Origin of the sequence: Sphingobacterium paludis, from assembly GCF_004364125.1 — a bacterium.
Taxonomy (GTDB): domain Bacteria; phylum Bacteroidota; class Bacteroidia; order Sphingobacteriales; family Sphingobacteriaceae; genus Sphingobacterium; species Sphingobacterium paludis.
On record NZ_SNZV01000003.1, the window covers coordinates 441,102 to 466,822 of the forward strand.

General features: G+C 43.2%; 22 protein-coding genes and 1 tRNA gene. 7 read left to right on the forward strand and 16 right to left on the reverse strand.

What is annotated here, in order from left to right; genetic code table 11:
* Positions 1-3: 3 nt before the first annotated feature.
* Positions 4-918, reverse strand: coding sequence for a dimethylarginine dimethylaminohydrolase family protein (locus tag B0I21_RS08060; RefSeq protein WP_133639950.1), 915 nt, complete (start codon positions 916-918; stop codon positions 4-6).
* A gap of 111 nt (positions 919-1,029) precedes the next feature.
* Between B0I21_RS08060 and B0I21_RS20090 the strand changes: the two genes are divergently transcribed.
* Together B0I21_RS20090 and gcvP are read left to right on the forward strand one after the other, a co-directional pair.
* Positions 1,030-1,194, forward strand: a complete 165-nt coding sequence (locus B0I21_RS20090) for a hypothetical protein (RefSeq protein WP_166637807.1) — start codon at positions 1,030-1,032, stop codon at positions 1,192-1,194.
* 245 nt (positions 1,195-1,439) lie between these two features.
* Positions 1,440-4,313: an aminomethyl-transferring glycine dehydrogenase gene (gene gcvP / locus B0I21_RS08065; RefSeq protein WP_133639951.1), complete on the forward strand. Its 2,874-nt coding sequence runs from the start codon at positions 1,440-1,442 to the stop codon at positions 4,311-4,313.
* A gap of 187 nt (positions 4,314-4,500) precedes the next feature.
* Here the strand turns inward: gcvP and B0I21_RS08070 are convergent, their stop codons facing one another.
* From B0I21_RS08070 to B0I21_RS08100, 7 genes are all read right to left on the reverse strand, one after another.
* Positions 4,501-5,322, reverse strand: a complete 822-nt coding sequence (locus B0I21_RS08070) for an N-acetylmuramoyl-L-alanine amidase (RefSeq protein ID WP_133639952.1) — start codon at positions 5,320-5,322, stop codon at positions 4,501-4,503.
* Positions 5,323-5,450: 128 nt separating this feature from the next.
* On the reverse strand, positions 5,451-6,764 hold the full coding sequence (locus B0I21_RS08075) for a nicotinamide mononucleotide adenylyltransferase (RefSeq protein WP_133639953.1): 1,314 nt from the start codon (positions 6,762-6,764) through the stop codon (positions 5,451-5,453).
* Positions 6,765-6,835: 71 nt separating this feature from the next.
* Complete coding sequence (locus tag B0I21_RS08080; RefSeq protein WP_133639954.1) at positions 6,836-7,378, reverse strand: NUDIX hydrolase; 543 nt, start codon at positions 7,376-7,378, stop codon at positions 6,836-6,838.
* Positions 7,379-7,380: 2 nt separating this feature from the next.
* The gene (locus B0I21_RS08085) at positions 7,381-9,120 is read right to left on the reverse strand and encodes a phospho-sugar mutase (RefSeq protein ID WP_133639955.1); all 1,740 of its coding nucleotides are present in this window, start codon (positions 9,118-9,120) and stop codon (positions 7,381-7,383) included.
* A 108-nt stretch (positions 9,121-9,228) separates the two neighbouring features.
* Entirely contained in the window at positions 9,229-9,855 is a 627-nt protein-coding gene (locus tag B0I21_RS08090; protein ID WP_133639956.1) for a hypothetical protein, read from the reverse strand.
* Positions 9,852-10,724: an SDR family oxidoreductase gene (locus B0I21_RS08095; RefSeq protein WP_133639957.1), complete on the reverse strand. Its 873-nt coding sequence runs from the start codon at positions 10,722-10,724 to the stop codon at positions 9,852-9,854. Before B0I21_RS08095 ends, B0I21_RS08090 begins: the two co-directional genes overlap by 4 nt.
* Before the next feature lie 3 nt (positions 10,725-10,727).
* Positions 10,728-11,498, reverse strand: coding sequence for an enoyl-CoA hydratase/isomerase family protein (locus B0I21_RS08100; protein WP_133639958.1), 771 nt, complete (start codon positions 11,496-11,498; stop codon positions 10,728-10,730).
* Between the two features lie 86 nt (positions 11,499-11,584).
* Here B0I21_RS08100 and B0I21_RS08105 point away from each other — a divergent pair, with 86 nt between their 5' ends.
* Complete coding sequence (locus B0I21_RS08105; protein WP_133639959.1) at positions 11,585-12,115, forward strand: ExbD/TolR family protein; 531 nt, start codon at positions 11,585-11,587, stop codon at positions 12,113-12,115.
* 63 nt (positions 12,116-12,178) lie between these two features.
* On the opposite strand, the gene B0I21_RS08110 is transcribed toward B0I21_RS08105, so the two are convergent.
* A complete protein-coding gene (locus B0I21_RS08110; RefSeq protein ID WP_133639960.1) occupies positions 12,179-14,824 on the reverse strand; it encodes a TonB-dependent receptor plug domain-containing protein in 2,646 nt (881 codons plus the stop codon).
* A 90-nt stretch (positions 14,825-14,914) separates the two neighbouring features.
* Here B0I21_RS08110 and purD point away from each other — a divergent pair, with 90 nt between their 5' ends.
* The 3 genes from purD (at position 14,915) to B0I21_RS08125 (ending at position 17,071) form a co-directional block, all read left to right on the forward strand.
* On the forward strand, positions 14,915-16,189 hold the full coding sequence (gene purD, locus B0I21_RS08115; protein WP_133639961.1) for a phosphoribosylamine--glycine ligase: 1,275 nt from the start codon (positions 14,915-14,917) through the stop codon (positions 16,187-16,189).
* Between the two features lie 99 nt (positions 16,190-16,288).
* A tRNA-Glu gene (locus B0I21_RS08120) sits at positions 16,289-16,363 on the forward strand.
* A gap of 51 nt (positions 16,364-16,414) precedes the next feature.
* Positions 16,415-17,071, forward strand: coding sequence for a phage integrase SAM-like domain and Arm DNA-binding domain-containing protein (locus B0I21_RS08125; protein WP_262708483.1), 657 nt, complete (start codon positions 16,415-16,417; stop codon positions 17,069-17,071).
* Positions 17,072-17,181: 110 nt separating this feature from the next.
* Here the strand turns inward: B0I21_RS08125 and B0I21_RS08130 are convergent, their stop codons facing one another.
* The 6 genes from B0I21_RS08130 to B0I21_RS08150 all read right to left on the reverse strand — a co-directional run bounded on the left by B0I21_RS08130 (position 17,182) and on the right by B0I21_RS08150 (position 24,376).
* The gene (locus B0I21_RS08130) at positions 17,182-17,529 is read right to left on the reverse strand and encodes a hypothetical protein (RefSeq protein ID WP_133639962.1); all 348 of its coding nucleotides are present in this window, start codon (positions 17,527-17,529) and stop codon (positions 17,182-17,184) included.
* Between the two features lie 268 nt (positions 17,530-17,797).
* Positions 17,798-20,506 (reverse strand): TrlF family AAA-like ATPase, encoded by a 2,709-nt coding sequence (locus B0I21_RS08135; RefSeq protein ID WP_133639963.1) that lies wholly within the window; start codon positions 20,504-20,506, stop codon positions 17,798-17,800.
* Positions 20,507-20,717: 211 nt separating this feature from the next.
* On the reverse strand, positions 20,718-22,022 hold the full coding sequence (locus B0I21_RS08140; protein WP_133639964.1) for a nucleotide-binding domain-containing protein: 1,305 nt from the start codon (positions 22,020-22,022) through the stop codon (positions 20,718-20,720).
* Positions 22,019-22,540, reverse strand: a complete 522-nt coding sequence (locus B0I21_RS20550; protein WP_394346348.1) for a Pycsar system effector family protein — start codon at positions 22,538-22,540, stop codon at positions 22,019-22,021. The genes B0I21_RS08140 and B0I21_RS20550 overlap by 4 nt, the downstream gene beginning before the upstream one ends.
* Positions 22,541-22,914: 374 nt before the next feature.
* Positions 22,915-24,018, reverse strand: a complete 1,104-nt coding sequence (locus B0I21_RS08145) for a Fic family protein (RefSeq protein WP_133639965.1) — start codon at positions 24,016-24,018, stop codon at positions 22,915-22,917.
* A gap of 154 nt (positions 24,019-24,172) precedes the next feature.
* Positions 24,173-24,376, reverse strand: a complete 204-nt coding sequence (locus B0I21_RS08150) for a hypothetical protein (protein ID WP_133639966.1) — start codon at positions 24,374-24,376, stop codon at positions 24,173-24,175.
* A gap of 135 nt (positions 24,377-24,511) precedes the next feature.
* Between B0I21_RS08150 and B0I21_RS08155 the strand changes: the two genes are divergently transcribed.
* A complete protein-coding gene (locus B0I21_RS08155; protein WP_133639967.1) occupies positions 24,512-24,973 on the forward strand; it encodes a hypothetical protein in 462 nt (153 codons plus the stop codon).
* Between the two features lie 38 nt (positions 24,974-25,011).
* Here the strand turns inward: B0I21_RS08155 and B0I21_RS08160 are convergent, their stop codons facing one another.
* On the reverse strand, positions 25,012-25,701 hold the full coding sequence (locus B0I21_RS08160) for a hypothetical protein (protein WP_133639968.1): 690 nt from the start codon (positions 25,699-25,701) through the stop codon (positions 25,012-25,014).
* Positions 25,702-25,721: the final 20 nt, after the last annotated feature.

The following is a 25,721-nucleotide window of genomic DNA, read 5'->3' on the forward strand; positions in this document are numbered from 1 at the left end:
GCGTTAATCTCTATAGAGTGGAAGTGTCGAGCATCGTAACAAGCCCTCTTGTTTGCCTATTTCATGGTATGGAATGGTTTCTACATGAAAACCTTGTTCCCTCAACCATCGGTTCAAGCGATCAAACCGCTCTTCCGTAACAACCGTCTCTTCGGAAATTGAAAAGACATTGCTAAACATCTGGTACATTTCGTCCGCGGTAATATGAAACAAGTTTTCTTCACCAAATAGGCTTTTAAGGTACTCGTATTCATCAGGATTTCGAAAACCTCCCTTAAAGATAATGGCTTTATCGGTGCCCACCGGTTGAAAACAGCAGTCGAGATGCAAAGCATTGCTACGGGCGTCAATCATGGATTTTATCAGATCGAAGGCAATCACTTTTTTTTCAGGAAAGAGTTCTCGAAGGAAATGTACACCTTCCATATTGGTTCGTGCGGTGTTCAGGTCGGCGTAATCGGCACCAAGGTAGGTGCCTACAAAAAGGAATTCGTTCCAAACGAGCACGTCGCCACCTTCAATATGCACTTCTTCTGGCGGAACAATTAGTTGCGCTGGTGCAAGCTGCCGCACGATGTGCTGGATAGCTTGCCATTCGCCGGCTCGATCAGGCAGTATGTTCGCTTTGATAAGCATATCGTCGACAACGAAGCCTATATCGCGTGAAAAAATTTGATTTAAATCAGGGATAATTTCTGGCCGGTATACGCTGACGTTATGCCGCTCCAAGACTTGTAGAAAACTATGCATCTCGTGCTGCATCGCGGCTTCAAGCGGATAGGTTCCTGCTAGGATATGTTCCAGCGATTTTGGATCGTAGGCTTCACTTGCGTCCGGTGTTGGTCCGTTCTGATCGGCCGTTCCAAGAATAACAGCCCGTAATCGACTCGTCTCGTTTTTTACAGAAAGCTTCAACATAACAATGAATGTAGGTCGCAAATATGAAATAAAGATAGTTAATTATTTTGATCACTAATCTGTAGCGTGGGTGTTATTTTTTTCGATTAATGAATAAATTATCTTCACGAGTTGGAACTTTATGACCGTGTGTATGCGGACTGTGCGCGCTGTTCAGACGGTGTGGATTATATCGTGACGATCGATGATGGGACACGTATTATCAAACAAAGTATCGGTTTCCAAAACCAAGGAAAAGGCTTGGCCGCTTTCCGGTCATTTCTAGACAAATTATAGGCTATAATCGTTTTGTTACGTTACAAAGGTGGGGGAATTACGCCTTCATAATCAGCAGTTTGTTGCGGTAAAGGGCTACAGAAACAGCCGTGATATTTTTGTCGGAAAGAAATGAAACGCTCGGCTATTTATTAGCAGATAAAATCGTATTTTTGCACTCTCAAAACGTATATGAAAAAAGTGTCTTTCTATAGACCTATTTGGATGGACTTAGGACGACGCAAAGCAAAAAGTTAAGCGCAACAATGAGCAACGTATTTTATCAAGAAAAATTTCAAGATCGTCATAACGGCCCGAGGGCAGAAGAGGCGCAAGAAATGTTAGCCTTCTTAGGCGTATCATCGTTAGATGAACTGATCGAGCAAACTGTCCCCAGCCAAATCCGACTGAAGAAACCACTAGCACTGCCTGAAGCGTTGAGCGAAAAAGGCTATTTAGCCAAGGTGAAGCAGCTTGCAGATAAAAACAAGGTCTTCAAATCCTACATCGGTCAAGGCTATTATGATGTAACAGTGCCTGGCGTTATCCAACGCAATGTTTTGGAAAATCCAGGATGGTATACGCAGTATACACCTTATCAAGCGGAGATCGCACAAGGACGTTTACAAGCGTTGCTCAACTTCCAGACGGCAGTTTCTGATCTTACTGGATTAGAGGTGGCTAATGCGTCGCTACTGGATGAAGCTACTGCTGCCGCAGAGGCGATGTTTATGCTTTACAGTGCACGCAAAAACAAGGCTGCCCATGTTTTTCTTGTGACGCCCAATGTATATCCGCAGACCTTAGACGTTTTGCAGACGAGAGCCATGCCCTTTGGCGTGGAGATTCGCGTGGCCGATTTAGAAGAGTCAAATCTGAGCGATGACGTTTTTGCTGCATTTATACAGTATCCTGCGGCTGACGGATCCGTTGCCGATTTCGCGAACTTCACCGCTGCTGCGCACGCTCAGCAAATAACCATTTGCGTTGCGGCAGATCTTCTCTCTTTGACGTTGCTTACGCCTCCGGGCGAATGGGGTGCTGATGTTGTGGTGGGTAACTCGCAGCGTTTCGGCGTGCCGATGGGATTCGGTGGTCCGCATGCCGCTTTCTTTGCTACAAAAGATGCATTTAAGCGCAACATTCCCGGCCGTATTATCGGTGTTACTTCGGATGCAAATGGCGACTACGCACTACGTATGGCTTTGCAAACACGGGAGCAGCATATCCGTCGTGACAAAGCATCTTCCAATATCTGTACAGCGCAAGCGCTATTGGCGATCATGGCTTCTTTTTACGCAGTATACCATGGCCCGCAAGGCATAAAAAATATTGCTAGCCGCATTAATGATTTAGCCAAGTTGCTGGATCAGGCACTACAAGCGCTCGGCTACGAGCAAACAAACGCTGCGTACTTTGATACACTGCGCGTGGTGGTAGGCGACCATGTGGGCGCGCTAAAGGGCGAAGCGCTCAACAATGAATTGAACTTCTTCTATAACGAAGGCACGGTGGGTATCTCCATCGATGAGACGACCACCTTCGAAGATATACAGACCATTGTGAAGGTTTTTGCAAAAATCAAAGCAAAAAGCCTGAATGATGTGGATCTAAACGGCTTGGCTACGGAACTTACTTCGTCGATACCAGAAGCGCTTGTTCGTACATCGGCGTACTTGACTCATCCAGTTTTCAACAGCTACCATTCGGAGAGCGAAATGTTGCGGTATATTAAATCGCTGGAGTCAAAAGACCTTTCTCTCTGTCACTCGATGATTCCACTTGGGTCATGCACCATGAAGTTAAATGCAACAACGGAGATGGTTCCATTGACGTGGGCACATTTCGGTGGTTTGCATCCTTTTGCGCCGGTAGACCAAACATCAGGCTATATGCAACTGATCAATGAGCTAAATGATTGGCTGTCGGAGATCACTGGTTTTGCAAAGATGTCTTTCCAGCCCAACTCAGGTGCTCAAGGGGAGTATGCAGGGCTGATGGTTATCCGCGCTTACCATGAAAGCCGTTCGGAAGGCCACCGTAATATTTGTTTAATTCCAGCATCGGCACACGGGACGAACCCGGCGTCGGCTTCGATGGCCGGTTTGAAAGTCGTCGTCGTGAAGTGTGATGAACTTGGTAATATTGACGTGGCCGATCTTCGTGCCCGCGCAGAAGAGCATGCCGCGAATCTTAATTCCCTGATGGTGACATATCCGTCGACACACGGCGTGTTTGAAGAGTCGATTATCGAGATTTGTGAAATTATTCACGCTAATGGCGGTCAGGTGTATATGGACGGCGCAAACATGAATGCGCAAGTTGGCTTGACAAGCCCAGGCTTTATTGGCGCTGACGTTTGTCACTTAAACTTGCACAAGACGTTCTGTATTCCACATGGAGGCGGTGGACCAGGCATGGGGCCTATCGGTGTGGTAGAGCACTTGGTGCCTTTCCTTCCCAACCATGAGGTGATTGCCGTTTCTGGAGACGAAGGTATTTCGGCGGTATCTGCTGCACCTTTTGGATCAGCATCTATCTTGACCATTTCATATGCATACATCGCCATGATGGGTGAAGACGGATTGACCGCTGCTACAAAAACTGCGATTTTAAACGCCAATTATATCAAAGCTCGTCTAGAAGGGCATTATTCCGTTCTTTATGCCGGAGCCAATGGCCGCTGCGCACACGAGATGATTTTGGATTGCCGTGGATTTAAAAATGCAGGCATCGAAGTCGCCGATATCGCGAAGCGATTGATGGATTACGGTTTTCATGCGCCCACCGTTTCTTTCCCGGTTGCGGGTACCTTGATGGTCGAGCCAACGGAGTCCGAGTCGAAGGCGGAGTTGGATCGCTTTTGTGATGCATTGATTGCCATCCGTGCAGAAATTGCCGCTGTGGAAGCTGGCGATGCTGATCAAAAAGATAATGTTCTGAAACATGCGCCACACACGGCAGAGGTCGTTACAGCTGATGCTTGGAACAGGCCATATAGCAGGCAGACCGCGGCCTATCCGTTACCTTATTTAAAGGTGAACAAGTTTTGGCCTTCGGTAGGGCGAGTGAATGATTCGCAAGGCGATAGAACCTTAATTTGTTCTTGCCCGCCTATTGAGGAATACGCTGAAGCTTAATTTGCGGTTAGTCTTTTGCTGAAGAAGCTGTAAAAAATTGATTAATTTTCGTCATTGCGAGAAGAAGTAACGACGACGAAGCAATCTTACCATACACAAATGCAGATTGCTACGTCATACTTCCTCGCAATGACGTATTTTGAGTTAATCGATTATCCCTCTAGCCTTTCTAAAAGGATAAGCGATACTACAAATATTTCTTAAAAATAGCGTACAAGATTTTCAGGTCCTGTGCTGTTAAGATGGCGGTTGTTGTATCTCGCTGTATATAGTGAATTTTGAAGGCTTTGATGGCGGCATCTATATTCTTCACATCATATCCGATCACGCGCAAAGCCAACTTCGGATCAAAATTCAGCGGGGGCTCCTCTAACACCTCGTCATACCAAAATCCAAACCCGCGATCGGCCAATTTTTTCCACGGGAACCGAGATGGGTCGTTTTTACGCGTTGGGGCGTAATCCATATGACCAATGAAATTTGCTTGGGGTATTTTATAGGTCTCTTTGAGCTGCTGTAATAAGCTAAGCAAAGCTGCCACCTGCGCATCAGGCCAAGGATCGGTCGTGCCGTTGTTATCCAGTTCGATACCGATGGAGGAAGAGTTGAGGTCGGTGTCATTTCCCCAACGACCTAAACCCGCATGATGACCGCGGTAAAGGTCGTTTAGCATTTGTACGATCTTGCCATCTCGGCTAATAACGTAATGCGAACTAACACCTACTTTCTCGTTGTGAAAGGTTTTAACCGTTTGGTCGAGCGAGTTCTGCGCGGTATGGTGTATCATAACATAATTAGGCTTGCGTACGCCAAAGTTGGTGGAAGCGATCCACTCTTTGTTGCCGGAAAGCACTCTATCCAATTGTCCTTCTACGGGTGCTTGACTATATTGCGCAGCAAAATTTTTCGCTTTTTCTTTGTAAACTTTTTCTGTTGCTGCGTACTTCCCTCCTCCACATGATGCGGCGATCAACAGCAGTGCCGGGAAGGCATAATATATTCTTTTCATATGTTGTCTTTTTCCAAATGTACAAACAAAGGTTGAAAAGCTATACCGATTCATGCGTTTAAGGTGGGAGGACTATGAAAACAAAAAAGGAGGCGTGCCAAGCAATCCTCCTTTTGTTAGTACCGGTGCTACACCGTTTTTACATATTTCTCGTCGTAATTTTCAATATCGACAATGTATTTATTCTGTATCAGAAAGTCGAAAAGATGCTGCGCTTCGTCCGCTACCGGCATGTTTCGCGTGGTAACGATCTCGTTTGATTTTTTATCCAAATACGGGTAGGCGTACAGCCGCACATCTTTGCTGAACATGCCCGAGATGTAGGAGAGAAGCTCGTTTGTATACTCTTCTTTATTGTATTGATGGGTGTTAAAGATGTTTTTCAAGTTGGAGACGTTGGTCGCAATACCCACATGTTTGGGCTTGAAAGACTTCACGAACTCTGCCAGGTAGTTGTTGCGGTGGAAGTTGGACACCATAATGTTATTTCCTGTCGAACAGAGGTACTCGGCACGCTCGGCGAAGTAACGTAGGTCTTCATCGGTGATAGCGTTGTCTTCATCTAGCGCGTTACTCATTAATACCTCAATCAAGACCACGGTGTCTGCTGGGGTGGCGCCGCTATTCTTTTCAAACTGCTCCACCGCAAGGTTGAACAGGTCGAAGTTCGGATTGGATTTCTGACGGTATTTGGTGCGTAGAATAATGATGTTCTTCTTATAAAGATAGTCTTTGATTTGTGCTGCTTTTGCATCCGGCCGGAAAATCGCTGCTTTGGCGAAGCCCTTCGCGATGAGGTACAGATTGAGCAAACGTTCATTCGCCTGTTCAAACACGGGCCCCGATACTTTAACCAAATCAATTTCTACAGAGCCGATCGATAAATTGTCTACCAAGGACTCGATCATCGTCTGCGGATCTTCGGCGTAATAATAGGCAGCAAAAATGAGATTGACCCCCAAGATACCCAGCACTTTGGACTGTAATCGGGAGTCGCTATCCAACAACCTGACGTGGATAACGATGTCATTCACGGGGCCACCGACTTCGTGCTGAAAGCGTACGCCGATCCAGCCGTGCGGCTCATTGGTTTTCGTGAAGTTTAAGGTGGTAACGGTGTCGGCAAAAGCGAAGAACTTCTTCGAGCCATACTTCTCGCCGTATAAGCGTTCGGTAAGCAGGTTAAATTCATGGTGAAGCATCTTGTTTAGTCGCGTGCGACTCACGTAACGGCCAGACTCTTCGACCCCATAGATAGCGTCACTAAAAGCCATATCGTAGGCCGATATGGTTTTGGCAATGGTGCCGGATGCTGCACCTGCTTCAAAAAAATTACGGGCCACTTCCTGCCCTGCACCAATTTCCGCAAAGGTGCCGTAAATATCTGGATTTAAGTTGATTTTTAATGCTTTTCGCTTCGTTTCAAAGATTTCTCTCGCCATATGGCAAAGGTACAAAAATCATGGGGATTATTCGGGGAGGGGATGTGTTTAGGGAATAAAATTAGGTTTGCTCACAGCAAACCTAATTTTTGAAAAGTATAAAAAAGTGCAGAGCTGTGTAAGGCCTGGCCGATTTTATTGGCCAGCAAAAACTGCTTTGCCTCGTCTATAGACATGCGCACCACATCGATATCTTCGGAAGCGTCTAGTTCCTGCTCCTGTACCTTACGGCCACCGGTCAGCAGGTAGGTATAAGTTACGTTACCACTTGTTGCTGGGTTCGCATAGAGCGCGCAGATCTTTTCTATCTTGTCAAATGCATAGCCGGTTTCCTCCAGCAGTTCGCGATGGGCGGCCAATTCCGGATCTTCGCCATCTTCAACCACACCCGCAGGCAGTTCAACCATGATCTGTCCGGCACCATGCCTGTATTGCTGTACGAAGAGCACTTCGTTATCTTCGGTGATGGCGACCATATTAACCCAAGTGGGATATTCCAAGACATAGTACTCATCTTTGATCGTCCCGTTGGGCAACTGCAGCTTATCGACGCGCAGTGTTGCCCAAGGTCGTTGAACGAGGTATTTTGATTCCAGCAACGTCCATTTTTCCATCCTTAGTCTTTTACAATGTCCGCCATGATATTCCTTACTTTTTCTTCCAGCTTCTTGGCTGTTTCTTCATATTGTGAACGGTTTGCTAAGCTTTCCTTTACCGAGCAGTAAAATTTGATCTTTGGCTCCGTGCCTGATGGGCGGGCAGAGATCACATCACCATCTACGGTGATAAACTGCAAGACATCCGATTTAGGTAGGTCAATGGTCGATTGGCTGCTGTCTGCCAAGATTGTCGACACACCGTTTTCATAATCGCGGATCTCCTTCACGGCGACGCCGCCTAGCGATTGCGGAGCGTTAGCACGCAGGTCAGCCATCATCTGTTTAATTTCATCAGCCCCTGCTTTTCCTTTTTTCGTTAATGAGATTAATTTTTCCTGGTAAAAACCATAGGTCTCGTAGATTTCCAAGAGGACATCAAAAAGTGATTTCCCTTGGTTTTTGAAGTATGCTGCCATCTCGGCAATAAACGCACAGGCGTTCACGGCATCCTTATCGCGTACCAAGTCGCCCACTAAAAAGCCGTAGCTTTCTTCGCCCCCGACCAGGTAGTTCTCTTTGCCTTGCACTCGGGTAATAACCTCGCCGATAAATTTGAAGCCGGTTAAGGTTTCATAGTTTTTAACGCTGAAACCAGTCCCGATATCGCTAATAAGGTTGGAGGTAACGATCGTTTTTACGATGAAGTCATTGTCTTTTAACGTGCCATTTTCTTTTTTCGAGGATAGCACATAGTAGGTAAGTAGACTGCCGATTTGATTGCCGTTTAATAACTGTATCTCGCCGTTGTGGTTCTTCACCGCTAAGCCGACGCGATCAGCATCAGGATCAGTCGCCATAACGACATCCGCATCGATATCCTGGCCCTTTTGCTTGGCCATGCTCATGGCTTCTTCTTCTTCGGGGTTTGGGTAAACGACTGTCGGGAAATTTCCGTCTGGTGTAGCCTGTTCAGCAACAACTTGAACATTTTTAAAACCCCATGCTTCGAGCATTTTTGGAACGATGGTGATGCCCGTGCCGTGTATCGAAGAAAAGACGATTTTCAAGTCGCTTTGCGCGGCAACAGCTTCCGGGTGAATGCTCAGTTGCTTGTTGGCATCGATATACAGTTGATCAAAATCTTCACCGACCAGGGTGATATTTTCCGCTACGCCATCAAATTTTATTTCATTTACAGACTGGATCGCATTGACCTCGGTAATGACGTTTTTGTCATGTGGCGCAACAAGCTGCCCGCCATCATTCCAGTAGGCCTTATAGCCGTTGTATTCCTTTGGGTTGTGCGATGCTGTTAACATCACGCCGCCCTGGCAACCAAAATGGCGCACGGCAAAGGATAGCATCGGTGTAGGGCGAAGTTCCTTAAAAAGGTATACGTGAATTCCGTTAGCGGCAAATACATCCGCCACCAGCTGGCCAAACTTTTGCGAATTGTTACGGCTATCATAGGAAACCGCCACTTTCACCGCTTGGTTCGGGAATTGTTTTTTAAGGTAGTTGGCTAAACCTTGTGTCGCTTTTCCAATGGTATATTTGTTCATGCGGTTGGAGCCCACGCCCATAATGCCGCGTAATCCTCCTGTTCCGAATTCCAGCTCTTTATAGAAGGAATCGATCAATTCTGTTTCTTGTTTATCGTCCACAAGTTTCTGTACCTGTCCAACGGTTTCTGCGTCGTACTCCGCACTTAACCATTGGTGTATGCGATCATTTGTGGCTTGGTCAATAGTATTCATTATGTATAGATATTTAATGCCTAAATATAGGCGTTTCTTTTTAATCAGTGAGGGTGTATATATTAAATTAATGTATGCGCTGGCGTAGTCCTGAGCGCATTTTATGCGCTATGCATCGCACCAACCGTAAGCGCGGTCCAGTACGATAACATACCAAGATCCTTCAAACTTTTTGATATGGAAAATGAGATTTTCCGCATTGGTTAACACCACGCGGTAACTGTCTTTTTCCAACGCTTTGATGTTGCTAACGGTACTGGGATCGACCTGTTCAAACTCCTGCTGGAAAGCCGTAATTTGGGCGAGCTGGTTCGCCTGCTTGGTGGTGTCGCAGAAGAAACCTAGTTTATCCCACTTCTCGCCTCCACAGTCGTAATGCGGAGTCTCCGCAAAACTCAGCACGTAGTCATTCTGGAATGTGGTATAGGGAAAATGCTCGGGCACGGGCTTTTTAAAATCTAAACGATCGACATGTTTATAGGCGTCCATAGCACCCGGTCGATAGATAATATACAGGCCAAGCTCCGGATGGATCAGGGCATTTGCTTTCTCATTATCCTGACTCAGGTAGGCCCGCGTAAATCGGGTAATCACCTCGGTCATGGCTTGTGCTTCTTCGCTCGGGCGCAACGTTGTCGAGACAGAGTCTGTCTTTTCTTCGCTTTTTTTGTTGGATGAATTGCAGGAGGCAAGGAACGTTGCCACACAGCAAAAAGCCAAGGCTATTTTTTTCATGATTTGTTGTTTTGTCTGATAGTCTCCGCTATGCTGTCCCACATCTCGTTGGGGATGGCTTCCAGATTGTTGAACTCGCCGGCACCCTGTAGCCATTCGCCGCCATCAATGGTAACGACTTCTCCGTTGATAAAGCCGGCAAAGTCTGAAAGGAGGAAGGCTGCTAGATTGGCCAATTCCTGATGTTCGCCAACACGTTTTAGCGGCACCCGGTTTTTAAAGTCAAACTTTTCCATAAGTTCGCCGGGCAGCAGCCTGTCCCACGCGCCTTTGGTAGGAAATGGTCCCGGCGCGATGGCGTTGTTTCGGATACCATATTTTCCCCATTCAACGGCTAGCGATCGGGTTAAAGCCAAGACGCCGGCCTTCGCAATAGCGGACGGTACTACATAGCCCGATCCCGTGAAGGCGTAGGTGGTCACGATATTCAATACGGAGGCTTTTTGCTTTTTGGCAATCCAGTTTTTTCCAAAGGTCAGCGTACAGTTTACCGTGCCTTTCAAAACGATGTCGATCACGGTGGAAAAGGCATTGGCAGAAAGCCGTTCCGTAGGTGAAATAAAATTTCCCGCCGCGTTGTTAACAAGCAAGTCTACCTGAGAGAATGCCTCCTCGCTCTTCTGAAGAAGTTCTTCAACCTGTGCGACGTCTCTGACATCGCAAGCTATGGGCAACACGCGGTTTCCCGTAGCAGCACTTATTTCTTTGGCTGTTTGGTCAAGCACGTCAATTTTTCGACTTGTGATAATCACATGGGCACCAAGTTCGGAAAAATAATGCGACATGGCTTTGCCTAACCCCGTTCCGCCGCCGGTAACGACAATTGTTTTGCCTTGCAGTGCGTCGGATTTTAATGCGCCTTGTACCATGTTTTACCCCCTTTTTTTTGTGAGATTGTCAATTATCGTTTTCAATATGTGTCGTGTTGACGGTCGCCACCACTGCTCTAACACCTGTTGTATGGCTTCTGTTTTGTTTTCTTTAATTTTTCGTAGCAGTTCCTGCCGCAGGTTGATCTTAGTTTCTCCCCATGCGGAGCGGTCAAACTGTGTCCAGCTTTTGGCCTTGCGCGCGGCTAGTGTTTGGATGCGGTTTGCTGCCGTAAGTTCATCCACCAAACCGATGTTAAGCGCTTCGGCAGGAGACAGCAGCTTTCCTTCCAACAGGTTTCTGTAGGCGTTGGGTTGGCCGATCCAGAAGCTGTAAAGCGCAAAAATGCTGTGGGGTACGACAATGCCGACGGGCACTTCGTTTAAGCCAATCACGTAATCGCCTTCTGCAATAATGCGGTAGTCGCAGCAAAGAGCCAGCACACAGCCACCAGCAGGGCTATGCCCGGTGACGGAGGCGATAACAGGCTTTGGAAAGGCGGAGAGGTCGTAAATAACATCCATAAAGGCTTCCCAGAAACGCAGCATGGTCTGCTCATCATATCCATAAAGGGTGATCAGATCCAAACCCGAAGAAAAGAAACCTTCTTTGCCATGCAGAACAAGGGACTCAACGGCAGGATCGTTTCGGTGTTGCAACAATTCCGCATGAAGCTCTTGAAGCATTTCTAAATGCATCGCGTTTGATTTGCCGCGGTCTAAACCAACGTAGGCAATATGATCGGTAATTTGAGTTTTTATGAATTCCGCCATAATCACTTTATACTAGTTTATGGAAAAATACACAAAAAATCATCCAAAATTTAATGAACCCTTGTTTTACTTTTAAACACATGATGATGGCAGACTTTACAAGTAACAACAGCACTGGAGGAAAAAAACAGCGGAGAAGTATCAGCAGTAGGCCTATGCCTAAGGTTGATTTAACGGCAATGGTGGATTTGGCGTTTCTCCTGATTACTTTTTTTATGTTGACGACCTCGCTGCAAACACCCAACAGCCTGGATGTGGCTATGCCCGACAAAACAGGCCCGCTGAGCGCCCCTATTCTCTTGAGTGAAGAGCGTACACTGAACCTTCTTTTGGGGGGTAACAACGAGCTTACCTATTATCGGGGCGCATCCGAGTCTCCTAAATCGAGTCCGCAGAAAGTGGGCTACGGCAAACTGGGCTTGGGCGAACTGTTGCTGAAAATGCGGGAGCAGGTAAAGCACTCAACCAATGGGGAAGATCTTATTGTGCTGATCAAGCCTAGCGAAGATGCTGTAACGCGCAATCTAGTGGATGCGCTGGATGCCGTCCAGCGTGCGTCGATCAAGCGGTTTATGATTGCTAAGTTGGACGCCGAAGAGCAACGCATGGTTCGATAGGCTAGACGAGAACTAAGCAAAAATAGAAATAGAGCAGAAGCACCCGCTCTATTTTTGAACAGATTATTTCACGTCTAGCGTTAGCGTCTTATGCACGATGCGGCCATCGAAGTCAATCCCTTCAATGGTAATTAAATATTGCCCGCCTTCATCAGACGTATAGAAATCAAATGTCGCTTTGCCCTCTTTATTCGTGATCAGGTTTGGTTCCCAATGGATGGTCGTACGGAAATCCTGGTTTAACGTTGTCTCCGAATCCGGTTCGTAAACCGGTTTGTAGAACGTTTTGTTCAGATGAAAACCTTCGGGCTGTACCGTCAAAATTCCTTTCGGGGTGTAGTTCCGCAGCGCATCCCGTCCCGTTTTCGTGGTGATGATCAGCAATCCGTTCGCGCCATATGATCCGTAAATGGCCGTATGATTGACGTTCCGCAAAACTTCAATACTTTGGACATCCATCGGGGTGATCATCGATAGCTGATCGCCCTCGATGTACATCCCATCCAGCACCACCTGCATGGGGCCACCGCCCCGGGTCGTATACGGCACGCCATTGCGGAACGTTACCCCCAGTAGTCGACCGTTCAGACACATGTCCAAAGTGGGGCAGGTTTCCAGATCTTCTGCAGAGATGATTTGATCGGCATTGCCGGGCCCATTGAGGTTGGCCGAACTTTCGGATGCCTTATTCTTGGGTCGCTGGGCCGTCACCACGACTTCCTCTATAGCAATACTTTTCTCCATCAGCCCCTGCGACTCTAGCCCGGCAAAATACTTCTTGCTCTGCAACAGCTCGTCAAGCAAAAGGCTGTTTAAGTCGTTTTTTTCGGTGGCTTCGTTTTTATTGATGCCGACGGTAGGCTTAGTAGCAGGTGTAACGACTATATCGATATTGTTTTTCCCCTTGTCGTCCTTGGCCGTAATCAAAAATTTGATACTATCCGGAAAAACCAGGTTGTCGAATACGAATTCGCCATTGTCGTTCGCCACGGTATCGATAAAATCCATAAAATTTTGGGTGGATACCAACGTCATTTTCGCTCCGGCAGCGGGAGCCTTACGCCCAAGCTTGCGTGCCAGACCCTTGATACTGATATCTTCTTCTGGCGAGAAATTGGCTTGATTGCTGTCCAGCGTTCCCGACCAGTCTATCTTGCGCCATGCTTGGGTCAGCAGGAGGTTATCGAGGTCGTTAAGACGACCTTCTTCGAAATAGTAGCGCGGGTTTTCGATATGGCCTTTTACATCTGCGCTCAGCAATAAACTGGATAAGATACTGCTTGCGTTCAGGCTGTCGATTGATGTTTTGTTGAGGTTCACCACCGATGCCGAAAGGGCAGCATAGCGAACACTATCCGAAACATTTCCACTTTCCAACGCGACAGACACTTTGGCGCGGGTGGCGGCCGTCTTGCTGCTGAGCGTCGCCTGCAAAGGGAGTATACTCTCTTCTTTGTGGATAAAGATAGGGCGCTCTATCAGCGGCTGGAGCTGCGCATTGAGGATGCTGATTGTCAATACGCCACTCGGCAACTGCTCTTTGGGCAAGGAAAAGATTAGCTCGCTTTTGGAGGCTGCTTGTTTGGAAACGTAGTAAACACGGCCCAGGTATTGCAGCACGAAATAAATGTCGCTTTTGTCTTGCTTGTCAGCACTCAGGTTAACTTGCGCAAACAGCTTCGAGCTGTTGCCATTATTGACCTGTATGTTATACCCCGACTGTTGTATGTCTTCCAGCTTGCTTGCTGTATGTGTTCCATCAGCGAAGGTGGTGTGCGTAGTAAATTGTTCATTGTTAGTGATGAAGATGGGGGTGGAGCCCATTCCCAGCGCATTGGTTGACACCACGGCAGCCGTGTCGCCTTTTGATGTCGTGATGTGTGTTGTCGCGGCAATGCCCAAGCCATTGGGCTGCAGGGTCTTCACCGCGATTTTGTTAATCGTGCCGCTTAGCAAAACGCCACCCTCTGGGAAAAACTGTATACTATGTTGTGCCTGTGGGGCGGCGGGAAGCTTAAATATCTTTTCGATTGGTGCCTGTTCCCTGTTGTCGAAACGGAGGGAAAGTTTTGCCCGGGCATATTCGGGGCGAAAGGGGATGTCGATTTTACCGTCTTTACTCGTTTTGAGGCGACCTCGTTTTAGGCTTTTTTCGCCGACCATGATGTCGTAGCGCACATTAGCGTCAGCAAGCGGCTGATCGTTTAAGTTTAGCAGCTGTACGCTGTAGTTTTCACCCTGTAAGCCTGATTTTGTCAGCACATTGTCCAGACGCCCATTGCTGATCTCGATGTTTTGATTGAAGAAATACGTTGCGCTATCGTTGCGCATCCAGTTGCTATAGGCCCGCAGGCGATACGTGCCCTCGATCAGTGTGTCCTGCAGGGTAATATCGCCCAGACCAAGACCGCTCGTCAATGGAATTTTGATCGCCGTGATGATGCGGTTTTTGGGGTCGATGAGATCGATGTAGGCAATCTTACTGATGTTAGACATCATATTCTCAACACCCACGACTTCATATGCTTTAAACCATATTGTTTCGCCTGCTGTATACCTACTTTTGTCAAGGTGGAGGTGTATTTTTTCAATAGGCCTGGAATCATGATAGGCATTGATTTTATCCAGCAGACCTTGGATGTCCTGCGATCTGGAGGCGCTGATGCTGAGCATGAAAAGGAGGAGTAAAGAGGATCTTATCCACATCATAACGGTCAAAAATTTACGGAATTTACAAAAAAAATCGTACACGGAATTAATTTTTGTTGATTATTGATTTACATCGGTATCTTTGTCGATATGAACATTTTAATTATTGGATCAGGCGGGAGAGAGTCTGCCTTTGCATATAAATTATCAAAAAGTCCGAGACTAAACCAATTATTTATAGCACCGGGTAATGCCGGCACGGGTCAATATGGACAAAACATAGATTTAAAGGTTACTGATTTTGAAGGGATAGCCGCTTTCGCCTTGGGGAATGCTATCGATATGGTGTTGGTGGGGCCCGAGGAACCGTTGGTGAAGGGTATTCACGATTTCTTTTTGGGTCGGGAGGATCTGAAACATATTCCGGTTATCGGTCCGCAACAGGAAGGAGCACAGCTAGAGGGGTCGAAGGATTTTTCTAAAGAATTTATGTTTAGGCACAATGTGCCTACAGCGGCTTACCAATCTTTCGATAAATCAAATCTGGAAGAGGGCTTGGTTTATTTGGAATCACAGAAGTTACCGATTGTTTTGAAGGCAGACGGATTAGCTGCAGGTAAGGGTGTACTTATTTGCGAAACGTTGGATGATGCGAAGGCGGAGCTTACCGCGATGATTGCTGATGCAAAATTTGGCGATGCGAGTTCGGTTGTGGTTATTGAGGAATTTCTAAAGGGCATCGAGCTTTCGGTGTTTGTGTTAACGGATGGTAACTCGTATAAAGTGTTGCCTTCGGCAAAGGACTACAAACGTATTGGAGAGGGCGATACGGGCTTAAATACGGGCGGAATGGGGTCTATTTCTCCGGTTCCTTTTGCCGATGAAGCGTTTCTTGCGAAGGTGGAGGAACGTATTATCAAGCCTACGGTGGAAGGTCTTAAAAAAGACAACATACCCTACAAGGGTTTTATCTTTATTGGTTTGATGAATGTGGATGGTGAGCCTTTTGTCATCGAGTATAACGTTCGTATGGGCGACCCGGAGACGGAGTCGGTATTACCGCGTATCGAGTCGGATTTGGTTGATCTGTTGGAGGGTGTCGCGCAAGGGAACTTAGATGAGCGCTCTTTTACGGTGAGCCCGAAAACGGCCGTAACGGTTATGTTGGTGGCTGGAGGCTATCCGGGAGATTATGAGTCGGGGAAGGAAATCAACAATATAGAAAATGTGGAAGATTCGATCGTGTTTCATGCGGGTACCAAGGAAGTTGATGGCAAAGTAGTAACGGCCGGCGGTCGGGTGTTGGCGGTAACCACGCTTCAGGATAACCTGTTTGACGCGCTACAACAGGCTACGGCAGACGCCGGCAGGGTGTTTTTTGAACGTAAATACTTCCGTAGAGACATCGGATTTGACCTTATCTAAAAAATAATCTTTTCAATTTCAGCCTATTATAAAATAGGCTGAAAAAAACATTTTGGAGTTAGATTTAGAGCGCTTATATTTGCATCACCAAAAGCAAATGGCCCGTTCGTCTAGGGGTTAGGACGCAAGATTTTCATTCTTGAAACAGGGGTTCGATTCCCCTACGGGCTACCAGACTTGAAGTCAAAACTTACAAAAGCCTGCAAATGTGTTGTTTGCAGGCTTTTGTGTTTTTACGGAGAATCGGTTTTTTCAAAAATTCCCAAAGAAAAATATTCCCTGTCCTTCTTCCTTAAGAAGCCTAAAAATTACAAAAGCGGTCCAAAGCCCATCTACCTGCGGATTACCGTGGATTGCCAGCAGAAAGAAATTTCGGTTGGTCGTCAGTGTGATCCTTCCCGTTGGGACTCGCATGCCAACCGTGTAAACGGATCTAAAGAAGATGCCCGTTCCATCAATTCCTATCTTGATACCGTTGCACATAAAGTTGCAGAAATACATCACACATTCGTTAGGAATGAAACGACCGTTACTGCAGAGATCATGAAATTGAAATTTCTAGGGAGAGACATTGAGCGTAAAAAGTTACTGGAGGTTTTCGCCGAGCATAATGCGCAGGTAAAAGCGTTGCTGGGCCGCGGTTTCAAACCCAATACGCTTAAAGGTTATAATACTTCAATTTCTCACCTGCGCAGCTACTTAGAACAGGGGCTTAAGCGTAGAGATATTGAGGTTAACAACATTGATCATTCATTTGTGGTGGGGTATGAATTTTTTCTGCGAGCAAACTTAGGTTGTTCGGAAGTTTCTGCAGCCAAGTATATCAAACATTTCCGTAAGATTATACGGATATGCATAGCTCATCGGTGGATCAGACACTAAGCAGCTCGTTAAGTATGGCCAATTCGGATTCTGCCAATAGGAAAGTTCTTTTGACAAGGTGATCGATAAAAAGATTTAAGTTCTTTACAGCTAACTAATAGTATTTAGACTCAATCTTCATATTTAGTGAACTTACCGGTACCGTACGAATTTATTATTAGAAGGCCTTCCTCACCATGGCCAGCGTAGCCGTAATAACCAATAAACTTTATAAAATAATCAGTACCCTTTATTTCATACAAGTCGCCAGGACCATCGGTTATAGAAACTTCATATCTACCAGCTTTAATTTGATCCTCTGTGAAAATAAAGTCAATCTCTTCCCCGTCCTCATTCAGAGTTCCCGAATCCAGCTCAACTTTGGAATAAATTTGATCAATAGAATATTCCTCTAATAATTTATTTTTATCAATTTTGAACGATGTAAATAACATCAGAACTATCGCTAGATATCTCATTTTTATTCTTCTTAAAATTCTCTCCTTGTTCTTATGCATCCCTATACACACCATCCTGTCTGATCGGAGGGTAGCCATATTAATGTAATTTGACGATGATGTACACTTTTACTGACAATTTGCACTTTAGATCTGTGAATTTATAGGGACATTCACAGAGAATTTTTAAACTCTCTGTATAGATACATCGCAAAAATATTGAGATAAAAATGCTTAATAATTTGAAATAAGTTATCCTGATAACCAGGATTGCTATATTATTCTTGTGTTAAATGGCATATTTGCACTCCCTAATCTTAAATGCTTCTTTACCACCTTCAAGTCGTAATAATTTATCGCGATTTTTGATGTTTTCTATAGTGGTAGATGTGATACTTGTGTAAATATCAATATGAGGAACTTCAAGAATATGAATCAACTCAGCGTCCCCATTAACAACAAAATTAGAATTGTGAGTTGCAAATATAATTTGTCTATCCAGTTTTTTCATTTTAATCAGCTCAACCAAATATTCGGCTACCAAACGATTGTCTAAATGGGCTTCTGGTTCATCTATTATTAAAGGTTTAATACCAGTCATCAATAATGTCACAACAACTGCGGTACATCTTTGCCCGAACGAACAGCTCATCAGATCCTTTCCTCCGTACAATCCCCTAAAAATTTGATATTTGGGAACGTTAAATTTATGCTTTGTTACGATAAGCTGGTAGATCTTGTAATTTGCCGCTTCTTTAAAAATATCTTCTAAAATCTTTATGTAGTTTGTGGTTCGATTTGAATTCATAACGACTCTAGTTTCAAATTCTTCTAAGAACCTCTTATATTCCGTAGTTAAAATATCCAACGGATTCAATTCAAATAGGGCTCGTTTGACATCGTTCTTAGAAGTTCCGGAAATATTATAGCTGCTAAAGCGGCTGTAAAACTCATCAAATACACTACCCTTAAATTTGTCTATATCAAACGAATTAGCAAATTCAATTTTCATCAAGTTTTCATTTTGTATATCGAGGCGAGCATTTATCACTGCCAAATTTGATGCGATTAATTTTTCATAGGAGTCTGCTGTTGTATCATAAGTATTAACTAGGCTGTTATTTAGTTCATAGGTGTTGATCAGAACATTAATTTCTAATTCGATATTTCGAATATCTTCGACTAATCGAGCATTTTTTTCATTAGCATTTTGGGCATCTTTTATAACGTCTTCGCTGGTTCCTTTTTTTATAAAAAAGTTTTTAAGATCAGAATTCGATGAAGCGAAAGATTTATTAAGATCTAAAAGTTTTTCATTATATGACTGGTAATTTTTCTCAACTAGTGTAATGTCCCCGTCGACTGTTTGAAGTTCATCAATATCGGTAATCAGATTTAGTATTTCATTATGTCTTTCAGCATATGCATCCGTTTCATCAATAGTTTTATATTTAAGAGCTAACAATCTTATATCTTCTAACAGATCGATATACTTACTTTTGTTTGATTCAAGACTATTAGTTTCCTTTTTGAGCCGACTAATTTCCTTTGTAATATCTTTATATTCCTCGTCATTTACGGAGTCTATAATTTTTTGTATAGTTTCTTTTTCGTTATTTTTTGTCTTTAACGTTTTGGATTTATTGTTTATATCGCTGATTATTCTGATGTTAGCATCAATGTTACCAATTATCTTATCGATAGCATTATCTAATTCGTCAAATTTTGACTCCAATGTCTTGATTCGTTCATTGAAAATTATCTCTGTGAGTCTATTGCCCTCGGCAAGGTTTTCGATTTTCCCTTGGCTTACAAACTCAATCTCGTTTGTGCCGGATATCTCAATAAGTCTCGATTGATCTAGTGGTATATCATAGTTTTTGTTATCCAAAACGAGGCGGTTTCCCTTGAAAAAATCCGTTGGCTCTTTTAGTTTTTCAGCGATGAGGTTTATAATTGTGCTTTTACCCGTGCCTCTACCACCAACTAAGCAAGTAAAGTAATCGCTAAAATAGATTTTACTGTTTAGATTTTTTAAACAGAAATCTTGACTATCTGAAGAGTCCTTTCTAGAAATATTAATGTTGCTAGGAAAACTGAACTGTATGTAATTAATTTTTCTATTACTACTCCTAGGTTCATTTTCTTGCAGTAAGATTCTAAACTTTGGTTCATATAGTACCTGTTTTAGTCCTTCAAAGGTGCAGTCAGCTTTAATCCAGGTATTTGTGGAAATAATAATTGACGAATCTTTTGAGTCAACTAGTTTCTGACCAAGTTTGGTATTCATATCTTCAAATGAGTGAGCATCGCAACCAGTTAGAACTGGCTTCGGCTTTGAGTTAATTGTTATATCTTCATATCGACTAGTATCTAAATAATATTCTACATTTTGAATTCCTCCAAAAAAAGCATCGCAGACTCTGTCTATTTCATCCGTGATTGAAAGCTTTCGAGGTGAATTAGTCGGACGTAATCCAGCATTATTTGCCGCCGCAACGATTAAATAAGGCTTACTTATACCAAAAACTTCTTTTAATGAACGTTTTAATTCATCTAGACTTACCGTAGCACTAACAAAATCTTCTTTTCTTAAGTTCTTACATTTCACGCTTACTTCAGAACTATCAGTTACATGAGTTTTGACACTCATTAAAAATTCATCGATTTTCAACTTTGTTATGGTATTATCGAAAATTATATGAATGTTAACTTCTTCACCTTTTCGATTAACGGATATTGGTAATCTAAATTCAATGTTGGGGAAGAATATTTTTTTAGAGTTTGGATACTTTTTACGGAATACATCTATAAATTTCCAGTAGTTGTCACTGCAAAAGTAATCTGTGATTCCAAAGACAGAGACGTCAGATTCCTCAATATGTATGCAATATTTATCCCAGACATCATCTTTCTCCTGTAACTTAAAATTGTCAGATAACTTTGTTTCAGGCGTGTGTAGATGTAGATCCCATTTCCTCCATATCGATCCTTTCATTGTTGCAGTTTCTAATGTTAATTGTTATTTAGTGTTACATGCTTCCTTTCAAAAAAGCGGTTTGACTGTAAGCAACAGTCTAAAATACTAGAAATAATTCGGATAAGTGAAAACGAGTAAATATTCGAAATCCCGAACAAAATATAAAAGCGATTTATCACACCATCCAAATGCTTGACTTCTTTATAAAGGTTTTAAAGGTCACATGCTATTACTGTACATACACGGGAAAAGTCACTGTAATATTTGAACCAAAGTTTCTTTTTATTTTGCATGAAATATAATGATGTCCGAGATAAGCCGCATTAGTTACGCATTCTGTCTCATTTATATTTCTTATTTCGACTTTTTGTTCTAATTGGGCTTCGTCTCCTCGATTATGTATCACCCATTCTATAGTTTCATTACCTTGTCTATAATAGGGCAGACCTTTGAATGTGATCGTGAAAGCTATACTCATTTTTTTAGGGATTGAATATGAGTTTTGATAATATGGAGTCCAATTATCTTTTCCTTCATCTGAAACCTTACAAGTTATTCTAAAATCCTTCTCCTCTATATCAAGAGTAATACCATTTGATGATTTTTTGATAAAATCAAATGATAAAAGGTATGTCTTCCATTTAAATATATATTGCTTGTAGTTGAAGCCATTTATAACATAAGTTTCAACGACCTGTTTATCATCAACAGTTTTGTAGACATGTTTAACGAATTCTTCAGGTAAATCTAATTCCTTAACAATATTAGCACCAATCACTATGCCATTTGATGGCGCTTTAGACTGCAACTTGGCCGCTAAATCAGTGTGGAGGCTGGTTGTAGTCAGCTCAGCGCAGCTTGGAACACCATAATGAGACCACAAAACATCTTCATCGTTTCCATAATCTATACCTATTCTAATCTTTATAGGAGAAAGCCCTTTTTTTTCAAATACATCTTTCAGATCTTGTTCCACAAATTGGCAAAGAACCGATGCGGCATTAAGAGAGTTTATAATTGCGTCATTTTTGTATGCCCCCTTACGAACAAATTGTACAAAAACAGCGTCTCCTTGAAGACGATGTATGTGTCCTCCAAAAAAATTTGCCACGTGAATGCACAGTGTAAGTAGCGAATCTTTGATAAGTCGCACTTTCTTTAAGTCTTCTTTTAGGGCTAATCTAGTGGAACCTTTTATATCGACAAACATAGATACACAGTGGTGATTTAGATATCCATTGTAATCGAGATCTGCAAAGTCAGGATGAGATCCTATTACAATATCTTCAAAGCCTGAAGCGTTCGACCCAAATAGCTTTGTAAGGCCCTCTCGGTCGATATTTAGCAACGCTTTATCACCATCAATCTGCCCCTGCAATTCTATTGATTTTTTGAACATTTCAGTATCTTTTCCCATAGCTTTTAATAGGATGTCTGAAGGTTTCGAGCTTTTAATCGTAGATCTATCGACTGAGGTATAGTTTTCGCTTAATATGCGCTCTATACCAGAAGCGTAATTCTCAAATAATTTCATAAATTTTCTATTAATATCAATGTAATAGTTAATAACATGAACGATAATTGTATGTAAACGCACGTTGTTGCATATCCAACATATTTATATTTTTGGCGTAATCCTTTGCTTACCTGATATATTTGTTTAGCCAAATCTTCCCAAAATGCATCTTCATTTTCTTCCTTCAATTTCTTTACATAAGAGTCTGCTGAGCTGAACTCGGTTACGGACCTAAAAAAAATTAACGAGTGGTATCTATTGGCGGAAGAATTTCCTGACGTCATATACGGATACATAGCGCGCATTACAAAAAATAAACATATTATGCCGCATATAAAACCTAACGCTAATATGACGGCGATAAAATGTTGATGGCGTTCATTAACCAAATGTAATAGCGATTTATTTGCAGAAATAATACTACCACATATGAAGGTGTTGAACGCAAGTAGAAATGCGGATTTAGTATTCGATGCTATAATATATGCATCAAATCTCTGTATAATGAGTTTTAAATGATCGATTGGTGGAGCCATAATTTACTTTAAAATATTTTCAATGACAGAATTTTGGTGGATTTACATTGAATATCCTACATTGATGTAAAGTTAGGTGAAGATGTGGGCGGAAGTTTACGGGAATCCGTAAATATCTACTTTTCAAAAATTTGCATTATTCCTTCCATTGATATGGACTGTACATCAAATAATGAGTTCTATATTAGTTTGGAAGATAACAGGATCGACTGCTATGTTTGACATGTACCTTATGCTTTGGATAGTAGAGCGGTTTAATTTAGCAGTATCACCTCTACATAATAAAGAGGAGCTTTCCTGTAGAAGCTATAAATTTAAATAAACTCTGTTATATTAGAGGTAATTAATAGTATGGTTGAATAAAAACTTGATTATTAAAGATTCAGCTCATACCTAACTGACCGTCCGGCGCCTGCTGCAATCAATGCGCCTATAGTATGCAAATGCTGTAAGTCACGCGTTGCGGTTGCTTTGGAGACCGTCGTAATAGCCATATATTTTTTTGCCGTCATTCCTCCTTCAAAACCAGATGGCCCTTCGCTAAGCATTCTACCAATGACCTTCAGCTGCCGCTCATCAAGCTGGCTTTTATAATGATCATAAAATTTAGCTTTCTTTAGCGTGAACAATACCATTGCTTTAGCATCAAGCTGTGCATCCAAAATCACCTGTGCAAAATATGCAATCCATTCGGTGATGTCTAGGGTGCGCTGTGCTTGCTTCAATGCATTATAATAGGCCTGCTTATTTGCTTCGATGGTTTTGGATAGACTTAACATCACCGGACGATTAAGCGACTGGGACAAGGCTTTCTCTGCTATTGCGCGACCGATCCGTCCATTGCCGTCTTCAAAAGGATGGATAGATTCGAAATAGAAGTGTGCGATTGCCGACTTCAATATCGCTTCCGCTATCGGGCCTTCCAAAGAGAAAGATTTCGAATTATACCAACCCTCGAAAGCTTCCATTTCCTGCTGCACACGGTCGGAAGGAGGAGCCTCGTAATGAACGACCTCTCTACCATACGCTCCTGAAACTACCTGCATGGGTGCACTGCCGTGGCGCCAATCTCCTGGCGTGATGCGACTCTGATCCGGAAATAGCAACTGATGCCAGGATTTAAGCATGTCCAGTGATAAAGGTTCTTGGAAAGTTTCCCGCACTTGCACCATGAGTTGCGCCACACCCGAGGCCTGTCGATCTCGAACATTGACCGGAATATCATTTAGTCCTAAGTTATTGCGGATGGAAGACATGACATCCTCTCGGCTGATGTATTCCCCCTCAATTTCAGATGTCTTGATTGCTTCTGAAAGCATAAGCTGGAGCATGGTTTCCTGTTTTAGCTCTTCGGGCAATCCCTGTATAAGGCCATTCATTTCGCCAGTCTCCTGCGCAAACGCAAGAATGGTCGTTTGAATTTGAGACACATCATAATTGAATTCGGGCCAGCCCGCTAGTTGCCAATTGTACGCCATGAGCCGATTATTTTGATTAATCGGCTCAAATATAACGAATATATGAGCCGAATAAAATATTTATTCGGCTCATCGTATGATTTAGGTTGTCTATTGCATTAAATAACGCATTTGTAAGTCCGATAAGCTCTGATATCTTTGCACGCAGTTTTTCTTACAATAGAGGGGTTACCGACATCAATGTCGGTAAATTTTGACGGGCGAGGTTTTGAGGGGTTGTTTTGTGTATTCCGATCTGCTGATCAACTATCTTTTTAATGCTTTCCAATATCGATTGCGTGACCTTGACTGTGTTACCGGTGATGGAGAGGATAGGAAATTCGGTTTTTTCAAAAATTCCCAAAGAAAAGCGCGTCATTTGTGGGGTTTACTATCTCTATCCATGTAGCGGTTTCCTTACAAAAAACGAAAATATTCTACATTTTTCTTTCACATGGAGAGAATCTATTAAATTTAGGGTTAATCTAGCGGTTTAGATTATTAATCCAGTGTTATGAATAAATTTAAGGGCACGTTAGTTTTTATTATTTCGGTCATCCTATTGCAAACGTCTTGTACCAAAAATGCTGAGGTCGGTATAGATTCGGAATTCAATGAATTGGTGGGTACTTGGAAAATGGTTAGGGGATATGAATACCTTGTAGAAAATGGTGTTAAGGTTCCAGGTTCTAGAAGTTCTTATGAGCGCGAGGATCTTTATTATTTTGTGTTTCATGCGACCGGAGATGTCACGACGCATGATGTAAGAGGGATTCAACTCGACAAGGCAACCTACACTTTCGACAAAGTCGGGCGGATTATCAACTTTGTCGAAAGAAGTGTTAAACTGCAGTTTAGGGTAGTGGAGCTTTCGTCGACTACCCTAAACTTCACCGTTTTTATAAAGGATGGGCCTGACGAATCGCTGCATGATCTTTACTTTAAAAGAAGTGCTGATTTGCAGAGAGGACGATAAAAGAAAATCGATAACAGTTCCTAACAATCTTTGATTTTCTAAAGCCGTATGAAGAAGGTTAGCGGAACGAAACTTAATGATATATCGACGAGGCGCTCACTCACTTGCGTGTAGGAGTTGATTGTGCCTTCTATATGTTGCATTTCTGTCTGTACCACCTTTTTGAGTTCTTGGTAATTGTACCCCAACGAAAATCCATAAGACATATTTCTTCGTCGTCCAGTCTTAAATTCGTAGCCTATGGCCGTTTCTATTTTTAGGCCACTGTGAATTACATCTTCGACGCTGATGGAATAGCCTGGTTTAAGGTTGAGGAAGAATGTTCCGGTATTGGATAGCCCGAAGCTATACGTTGCATCAGCGAAAATTGGCGCCGAAGACCTGTTTCGATCTCCGATGGCATACACATCAATTTCCATTCCCACTCCCAGGCTGTATCGATCAAATACGTTTTTTCCAAAGGACAGGCTTAGCGGTCTCCAATAGACGCTTTCATGGTTTGTTTGCACCCGGCCCGCGTCTGTTCCATCTAGAAAAACGTTACCGTAGAAACGCTCCCCACTTTTCTTGATGTTGACATTTCCCAAAGCAGAATGGGCTGCAACTCCAATTTTAAAATAATAATCTTTGCTGCTTATTGTTTGGGCGCGTGCGGGTAGTTGGAAAAGTAGCAAAAGTATGCAGGCTACTAATATTCTGTAATCGGCAGTAAGATTAAATGTTGCCATAGTTTAAATATCTATATTTG